This is a genomic window from Roseateles sp. P5_E11 (assembly GCF_054049355.1).
On the sequence record NZ_JBFUMO010000245.1, the window covers coordinates 1 to 8,177 of the forward strand.

An 8,177-nucleotide genomic window follows, 5' to 3' on the forward strand; every position below is an offset into this window, starting at 1 on the left:
AAAGCAGACAAGACAATCAACCAATAGTTGGGTGTCAGGCGCTGAGGAGGGCGACGCCTTTCCCGCGCCAGCGCGTTCCGGACTTCGGCAGCAAAACGCGTGGGCTAGGCACCTTGCACGAATTGCCCCTGCCCCGCCCCATACGCAGTCACAGGGGCCGCGCGGCCGTGTCCCGGCGGGGTGATCAGCCGCCGTTGCCCTGCCATCGATACCGCCTGGGTGCGACTCGAAACCCCCAGCTTCTCGAGGACCGAGCTCACGTGGGACTTCACGGTGGCCACGGAGATGTCCAGGTGCCGGGCGATCTCCTTGTTGCACATGCCCGCGGCGATGAGCGTCAGCACGCTGATCTCGCGTTCAGACAGCGTGTCATGCACGAGGCTGTCCGCAAGCTGCCGGCCAACGGCGGGCGAGATATATCGGGCGCCACGCACGACCGTGATCGCCGCCTGGCGCACCTCGTCGACGGCACAGCCCTGGGCCAGGAGTCCGGCCACGCCCGTGGCAAGTGCCGCTCGGACCTCGCGCTCCCCTTCGAGCGAAGTCATGATCACCACGCGAGGGGATGGGCTGGAGCACGACCTCTTGGCCTGTTCGAGCCAAGCCATGCCCCGGCGGTAGTCAGCCACGACGAGATGCACCTCTGCTGTCTCGTCGGCGCATTGCCAGCGTGAGTCGTCGTCCACACCGTAGGCAGGCCGTGGCAGGAGTCGAAGCCCCGGCGCATCGCCGAGGATGGAGAGGAGTCCGGCTTCGAAGACCGGGTCCTCGTGCATGACCAGCGTGCCAATGTCATCTTTTCCACTCATTTGCACATCTCCTATCGATGCTTGTTGTCTGCGGACCTCTCGCTGTCCGTCGAAAGGATGATGGGCGAGCCCCCCGTGCAGTTCCAGTTAATGCGTATCAAACCGCGCAATGCAAGCGTTTGCCACAGGGGCGAATCGCCTCGGCCGCTAACAAGAGCAGCGGCGAGATTTAGCGCGGATTAACTTGTTCTGCCGGAAGAGATCGGCGATCTTTGGCGTACGCCCTGCGAGCCTGCCGTGACCGACAACCTTCTCTTCCCATCACCGTCCTCCAAGACCGAGGAGGACGGTGGTCCGCTGTTCCAGCCGCTGCAGATCGGGGCCTTCCGCCTGAGCCACCGGGTCGTGATGGCGCCCGTCGGCCGCCTGTGGGCCGATCGAGTGGACGGCACCGCAACGCCGCAAATGGTCCATCACTACGCGCGACGCGCCACACCGGGCGGACTGATCGTCGCCGAGGCCACCGCTGTCTCGAGAGAGGCGGTTGCACAGCCAGGCACGCCGGGGCTCTTCACCGCGCAGCAGGTCAATGCGTGGCGAACCATCACGGACGCCGTGCATAAGCGCCGGGGCATCATCGTGGCCCAGCTCTGGCACGCGGGTCGGTTGGCGCAGCCTCCCAACGGCCTGCCGCCTGGCGGTCCGTCACCCATCGCGGCCTCCGGGCGGGTGTTCACGCCCGCCGCGCGCAGCGCCCCTCCCACTTCACCCCGCGAAATCGACGAGAACGGAATCGACCAAGTGATCGATGAGTTCCGGCTTGCGGCCGAGAACGCCAGCGACGCCGGGTTCGACGGGGTCGAGATGCATTGCGCCAACGGATGCCTTGCCGACCAGTTTCTGCACAGCGGCAGCAACCACCGTACTGATGGCTATGGCGGATCGTTCGAGAAGCGAACCAACTTTCTCATTGACGTGGTTCAGACCCTCACCGCGGTCTGGGGCGCCGACCGCGTGGGCGTGCGTCTCTCGCCCTTCGGCGTCATCAATGACGTCGCCGATGACGCGCCCATGGCGCTCTTTGACCACGTCCTGGGGCGGCTCAGGACGGAAGGGATTGCGTACCTTCACCTGATGGAGCCTGCGGCTGGTGCGGGCGTTGAAGCACCGCCGGCCGGACTGCCTGACGTGGCGCGGCTGCTGCGCTCGCACTTCGACCGGATCCTGATCGCTTCAGGCGGCTTCGACGCCCCGCGCGCCAATGCGTTGCTTCAGGAGGGCTTCGCGGACGCGGTGTCGTTCGGCAGGTCCTTCATTGCAAATCCCGACCTGCCATCGCTACTGGCCGAGGGAGCCGAACTGCAAGCCTTCGACGCGGACCATTTCTGGGCCCCGCCGCAGTGACCAGCTTGGGCTCGACGTCTTCGTCAGCCAGCCGTCACCGGTCCGCTTCCTGATCCATCCACCTCAGGCTGGCGGACGCCCTGTGCCCCCAGCCGGGCACGCCCTGGGCTTGCGCCAGCGCGACCGCTTCCGTGAAGAGGGCTCGCGCCGCAACCGGATCGGTTGCGCGCAGGCGTTCACCCCGCACGCGCAACATCTCCGCCCTCATCCACGCCGAATGGCCTTCATCGGACCTGCGTTCGGAGATGGTGCCGGGGTAGCCTGCATGCAGCGTCGTCAGCAGGTCTGCGAAATGAGGGTTGACATCCACCTCCCTCAGCAGGTCCTGCGGGAAGGTGGGTGTGATCTCGCGACGCTCGTGCCAGCCCAGCAGGCACTCGGACGCGAGCGCCAGATTGCGCCATCCCAGCAGCGAGTGCTCGGACGCATGGCGAAGCATCAGCGTGACCCGCTCGCGGGCGAGCGCTAGGTTTCCGGACCAAATGGCGACCGGGACGGCGGAGAAGCCGAGGATGAAGGCCAGCGCAACGCTCTCGCCCTCCTCCTTCGCGATCTCGATGGTCTGTTCCAGCATCGCCTCGGCGCGCTCGGGCTCACCCTGCAACCAGAGCACTCGGCCCAGGATCGCACCCGCCGACACCCGAGGATCGATCTGCGAGCCGCTGAGGAATGGCGGCCGCAGGCGTGCCGGGTTCTCCAGCACGCGCTCGGCCGCCGCGCGGGCGCGGGTCTGGTCCGCCAGGAAATGCAATGCTGGCGCCAGCATCCTCTCGTAGAGCATGGCCAGCGCCGGCTCGGCATCGCGCCCACCAGCCTCCTCGAACTTGCTGGCGAACTCCAGCATGTCCGCTGGCAGGCCCCGGTTGTACGAGCCCATCCAGGCACTGCTGTAGGCCAGGATGCGCAGGCCGCGGTCACCCGAGGCTTCCGCAAGATCCGTCGCCCGGTGAAACGCCCGCTCCGATTCCGGCTTCAGGCCTCGGGTGTGGAAGAGCGCGTGCCCGAAGATGATCTGAAGTTCGAACTCCGTACGCGGGTCGCAGCCGCGTACGCCCGACAACGCTTCAAGCGCTCGCTCCGCATTGACGCGCAACTCCTCCGCCAACGACAGCTGGAAGAACAGTTGTGCCGAACGGGCCGTGAGCTCCAGCCCGAGGGCGACATCGCCCCCAGGCGCGAACGCCCAGCTCAAAGCCTGACGCACGTCGTCCACTCGACGGCCATGGCGGCGGCGCCATTCGACCGTCGGGGCCGACGTCCACTCGCGCTCTGCCTGGCCAAGAAACTGCAGCCAGTACTCGGCGTGCCGGCGCTTGATGGGCAGCGCATCCGCGCTCTGGGCCAGGCGCTCGCGCGCGTAGGCGCGGGTGGTGTCCAGCAATCTGAACATCACTTCCTCCTCGCTGACGTCGGTCGCCACCATGGACTTGGCCGCGAGCTCCGAGACCGCGTCCAGGACGTCAGCGCGCGACACCCCACCCCATGCAGCGACCGCGTCTGCCGATTCGAGCGTGAAGCTGCCGGCAAAGGCCGACAGGCGCAACAGCAGTTGCTGCTCTCCCGGGCTCAGCAGACGGAAGCTCCAATCGAGCGTCGCCTGCAGGGTCTGGTGCCGCGGCACGGCGGTCCGGCGCCCCTTGCTCAACAGGACGAAGCAGTCGTCCAGCGCCGACGCCACACCGCGCAACCCCAAGAGATTCACCCGCGCCGCGGCGAGCTCGATCGCCAGGGGCATGCCGTCGAGACGCCGGCAGATCTCGACGGCAGCCGAGACATCCGCGTTTGAGAAGGTGAACGTGTCGACCGACGCCGACACCCGCTCGACGAGCAGCTCGATGGCGCTGAACGACAGCGCGGACTGCGCGTCGATGGTCGGGTTGGCGGGTGGCAGATCCAGGGACTGCAGGCGCTGGATCCACTCCCCGGAAGCGCGCAGGGGCTCCCGACTCGTCGCGAGGATCCGCACCTGCGGGGCACCACGCAGGATGGCCTCAACCACATGCGGGACTGCAGACAGGACGTGCTCGCAGTTGTCCAACAAGATGAGCGCCGGCTTGTCGTGGAGGAAGGCCAGCAGGTTGGACATCGCGTCCCCGGCGACCGAGGGCAGTCCAAGGGCCGAGGCCAACGCACTGGGCACGAGGTCGGCCGATGCCAGCGAGGCCAGGTCGACAAAATGGACCGACGCCCACGATGTGCCGGACGGCGGTGAGCCGGAAGCAACGCTCAGCGCCACGGTCGTCTTGCCGATGCCGCCGGCACCGACAAGCGTCACGAGCCGATTCCTGCCAAGCTGGTCGCGCAGGGCCTCGATGGCCTCCTTGCGGCCGATGATGCGGTGAAGCGGCGTCTGGAGCACCGTGCCGCCTCGCCTTTCGGGCGGGGGTGGCGACCGTGTCATGACAAGGCGTGGCGCACGCGAAAGCGCGCTGACGAAGCTGTAGCCCCGATTGGGCACGTTGACGATCAGACGCTCGCCATCACGCCCGTCGCTGAGCGCCTTGCGCAACGCCGCCATGTGAACTCGAAGGTTGCCCTCGACGACCACTGTGCGCGGCCATACGGCCTTGATCAGCTCCTCGTTGCTGACGAACTCCCCTGCACGCCGCATCAGCGTCAGCAGGATGTCCATGGCACGGTTTCCCAGGGGCAGTGGTGAGTCCTCTCGGAGCAGCACTCGCTGCGCTGGCTGCAGGCGGAAATGTCCAAACCGGACTTCGGCCTCGTCATCGAGAACTATCGGGTTTTCTTCCCTCACTGCCGTGGGTCACTCATGAACGAGTTAATGCGTCAACGACGCCTCGTCCTCGCGAGATTCCCAGCGTGTTCCCAGCGTGCGTCATTTCCAGCCAAGTATAAAGACCGAGGCTGCACATCAGGGCTGTACGGACATCGGTCAAAAGGATGACCCACTGAGCCGTGAGGACGTCTATGTCGCGGCTGAGACAAGCCCAGCAGGTTGCGGGCCTGGTCCAGGGCATGGGACACCGCCTCCAGGTCCATCTCGCGGCAACCCCTGCGGCCAGGGCCATCAGCGGGGCGCCGCATCCGGCGGCAACCCTTCCAGGCCGAAAAACTGAAGCGCGGCTGACGCCGCCAGGCGGCGCCGTGTCAGCGCGCCGGTCCGAGGTACCAGGCATGGTTGGCAAAGGGCACACCCCACTCGACCTTCTCGCCGGGGCGCGGCGTCACCATCTTCACCCCTTGTGCTTCCGCCGCCTTGAGCGCCCGGACGATCGGCTCCTCCCACGCGTGATACGCCAGGTTGAACGTCCCCCAGTGCACTGGCAGCAGCAGGCCCGCACCGAGATCCTGGTGGGCGGTGATCGCGGACTCAGGGTTCATGTGGATGTCGACCCAGCTGTCGCCATAGGCGCCGATCTTGATCAGCGCCAGCTCAGGCGCCCCAAGGCGATCCCGAATGGCCTTGAAGTGCTCGGCGTAGCCGGTGTCGCCGCTGAAGTAGGCCGAATGACTCGGCCCCTTCACCAGCCAGGAAGCCCACAGCGTCGAGTTGTCCATGCTCTTGCGGCCCGAGTAGTGACGCGCCGGCGTGCAGTGGATGGTCACGCTACCGATCTGCGCCGACTCCCACCAGTCCATCTCGTGGATCTGCGCCGCAGGTACCTGCCAGCGCTCAAGGTGGGCGCCAACGCCAAGCCCGACGTAGAAGTGCGTGCCGCCCCGCGCCAGCGCCCGGATCGTCCACTCGTCGAGATGATCGAAGTGATCGTGGGAGATCACCACGGCATCGACGTTCTTGAGGTCAGCGATGGCGATCGGCGCCGCGTGTTGCCTCGCAGGACCGACGAACTGAARCGGTGAGGCGCGTTTCGAGAGGATCGGGTCCGTCATGATGCGCACGCCGTCCACCTCGATCAGCACGGTGGCATGGCCCAGCCACCTGGCCCGCAGGCCTGGCGCGACGGGGCGGCCCAGGTCATCCGCGGCGACACGCACGACAGGCACTTCGAACTGGGGCTGGCGCACCTCCTTGCCAAAGTAGGCCTTCCGGAACTCGTCGACCCAGTCGTAGTCGTCGATGTGAGGCGGCGTGTTCTCGAAGCGCGCGCCGTGGAAATGCTCCGATGCGCGCATGCGCTCCAGGCGCGTGCCCTCGAAGGCACCGCCGAACGTCGGCAGCCTGAAAACCAGCCAGGCCACCAGTCCCAGCACCAGAGCAATCGACAGCAGCCAGATGGCAACCCTCTTCAAGACCTTCATGACTTGCTCCAATTGCGAAACAGTCGGGTGAGAACCAGACGAGAAGCTACATGACCGCTCAGCAGCCGGATGCTGCAGGCAGCATGGCACGCCCCGCCCGGCAGGCCAGCAGCAGCCGGAGGTTGAAGGCCACCATGGCCAGCGCAGGCAYGCCACCCAGCACGCAGACACCCGTCCAGCCCCAGTGTTGCCAGACGAACATCGTTGCTGGCGAGAAGATCGCCGCCCCAGTGAAGAGGCCAAGCACGTACAGCGTCCCGATGCGGCTGCGCAGATGCGGGTTGTCGGCGAAAGCCTTGGTCTGGTTGGCGACGTGCGACGAGGTCGTGCCCAGGTCGAGCAGCACCACGCCGATGCCCAGGGCCAGCAACTGGTTGCCGAAGGCCCCCATCACCAGCCAGCCGAGTGCCACCGCCGACGTTGCAGTGACGATGACCGCCTGTGCGCCGAACCGATCCGCCATGCGGCCGACCACCGGCGCCATGCCGATCGCGGCCATCCCCACCAACGCGAACGCGGCGACAGCACTGCTGCCGAGGTGGTAGGCCGGCGTCGCGAGCTGAAGCGGCAGCGCCAGCCAGAAGACGTTGAACGCGGCAAACATGCTGCCCTGGGTCAGGGCTGCCTGCTGCAGCTTGGGATTGGTACGAAAGACCTGCCACAGGGAGCCGATCAGTTCGCGGTAGCTGATGGTGCTCTGCACGGGCAGCGCCGGCAGGAAAAATCGGAGGCCGATTGCCATCAGGACGCAGATCGCCGCCGCCCCCCAGAAAGTCCAGCGCCAGTCCCCGTGCTCACCCACCACGCCGCTGACGCCACGCGCCAGCAGCATCCCCGCAAAGATGCCCGCGGCCAGCCGGCCGATCACCCGACCGCGGTTCTCGGGTTCGACGAATCGCGAGGCCGTCGGCGGGATGAGGTACGGGACGACGGAAGTGAACCCCACCAGCGCGCTGGCGACATAGAGCTGGACCGGGCTGGAGGCAGATCCAAGCGCAGCGAGGCTGATCGCGTTTCCGAAGAGGATCGTGGACGTGAGCTTGCGCCCATCGACGATGTCGCCCGTCGAGAGGATGAGCAGGACCCCGAGCCAGACACCCAGCTGCGTCGCCATCGGCGCAAAGCCGATCTCCATGACGCTCAGGTCAAACGATGCAGCGATCTGCAGCAGCACGGGCTGCATGTAGTAGAGGCTGCCGATGCCGACCGAGCCCGCAGCCGCCAGGAGTACCTGGGCCGCGGTGCCAAGTCGAAGAGGGGTGGGAGTATTCATGAGGGGCTCGCTGTAGTGAGTGCTGCTTTGCGCCGTGGCGCGGGACAGAACTGGGTTGATCGATGGGATCAAGCGTAGGCAGCGAGCCCCATTTGTTGAATAGACGACAGGCCGATGCGGCGTGAACCGCAGCTTCGTAATCGAAGCGCGGCTCACCGGCTGGCTTCAGACCGACACGACGATCTTGCCGAACTGCTGGTTCGACTCGAGGTAGCGATGCGCCTCGACGAACTGATCGAAGGGAATGACGCGATCGATGATCGGCTTCAGCGAACCATCAGTCAGCCCCGCGATGATGTCGGCGACGCCAATCGCGAAGCGCTCCGGCTTCGTGTAGAGCTCGAACACGTCGTAGCCACGAATCGTCAGGTGCTTCGGCAGCACATGYAGGATGGGCAGCGGCGTCACTTCCGGTGCGAGGGCACCATAGATGAACAGCAAACCCTCGGGCGCGGCCGCTTCCGCAAGCTTGGCAAATGTCGGCCCACCCACAGGATCGAAGGTCACGCGGGCACCCTTGCCGCCAG

At 66.3% G+C, this 8,177-nt stretch carries 6 protein-coding genes; 1 reads left to right on the forward strand and 5 read right to left on the reverse strand.

All coding sequences use genetic code 11. From position 1 onward, the window contains the following. Positions 1-104 precede the first annotated feature (104 nt). Positions 105-809, reverse strand: coding sequence for a response regulator transcription factor (locus ACXJKR_RS17800; RefSeq protein ID WP_457323951.1), 705 nt, complete (start codon positions 807-809; stop codon positions 105-107). A 237-nt stretch (positions 810-1,046) separates the two neighbouring features. On the opposite strand from ACXJKR_RS17800, the gene ACXJKR_RS17805 reads away from it, so the two are divergent. Continuing rightward, a complete protein-coding gene (locus ACXJKR_RS17805) occupies positions 1,047-2,153 on the forward strand; it encodes an alkene reductase (RefSeq protein WP_457323952.1) in 1,107 nt (368 codons plus the stop codon). A gap of 34 nt (positions 2,154-2,187) precedes the next feature. On the opposite strand, the gene ACXJKR_RS17810 is transcribed toward ACXJKR_RS17805, so the two are convergent. The 4 genes from ACXJKR_RS17810 to ACXJKR_RS17825 all read right to left on the reverse strand — a co-directional run. Further along, positions 2,188-4,911 (reverse strand): ATP-binding protein, encoded by a 2,724-nt coding sequence (locus ACXJKR_RS17810; RefSeq protein ID WP_457323953.1) that lies wholly within the window; start codon positions 4,909-4,911, stop codon positions 2,188-2,190. A gap of 353 nt (positions 4,912-5,264) precedes the next feature. Continuing rightward, positions 5,265-6,377: an MBL fold metallo-hydrolase gene (locus ACXJKR_RS17815; RefSeq protein WP_457323954.1), complete on the reverse strand. Its 1,113-nt coding sequence runs from the start codon at positions 6,375-6,377 to the stop codon at positions 5,265-5,267. 58 nt (positions 6,378-6,435) lie between these two features. Next, the gene (locus ACXJKR_RS17820; RefSeq protein WP_457323955.1) at positions 6,436-7,560 is read right to left on the reverse strand and encodes an MFS transporter; all 1,125 of its coding nucleotides are present in this window, start codon (positions 7,558-7,560) and stop codon (positions 6,436-6,438) included. A 255-nt stretch (positions 7,561-7,815) separates the two neighbouring features. Next, a partial coding sequence (locus tag ACXJKR_RS17825; protein ID WP_457323956.1) for a zinc-binding dehydrogenase occupies positions 7,816-8,177 on the reverse strand: 362 nt, incomplete at its 5' end.

Excerpts from the sequence above, each read along its gene's own strand:
- ACXJKR_RS17800 (WP_457323951.1), bottom strand. The coding sequence starts at position 809 with ATGAGTGGAAAAGATGACATTGGCACGCTGGTCATGCACGAGGACCCG.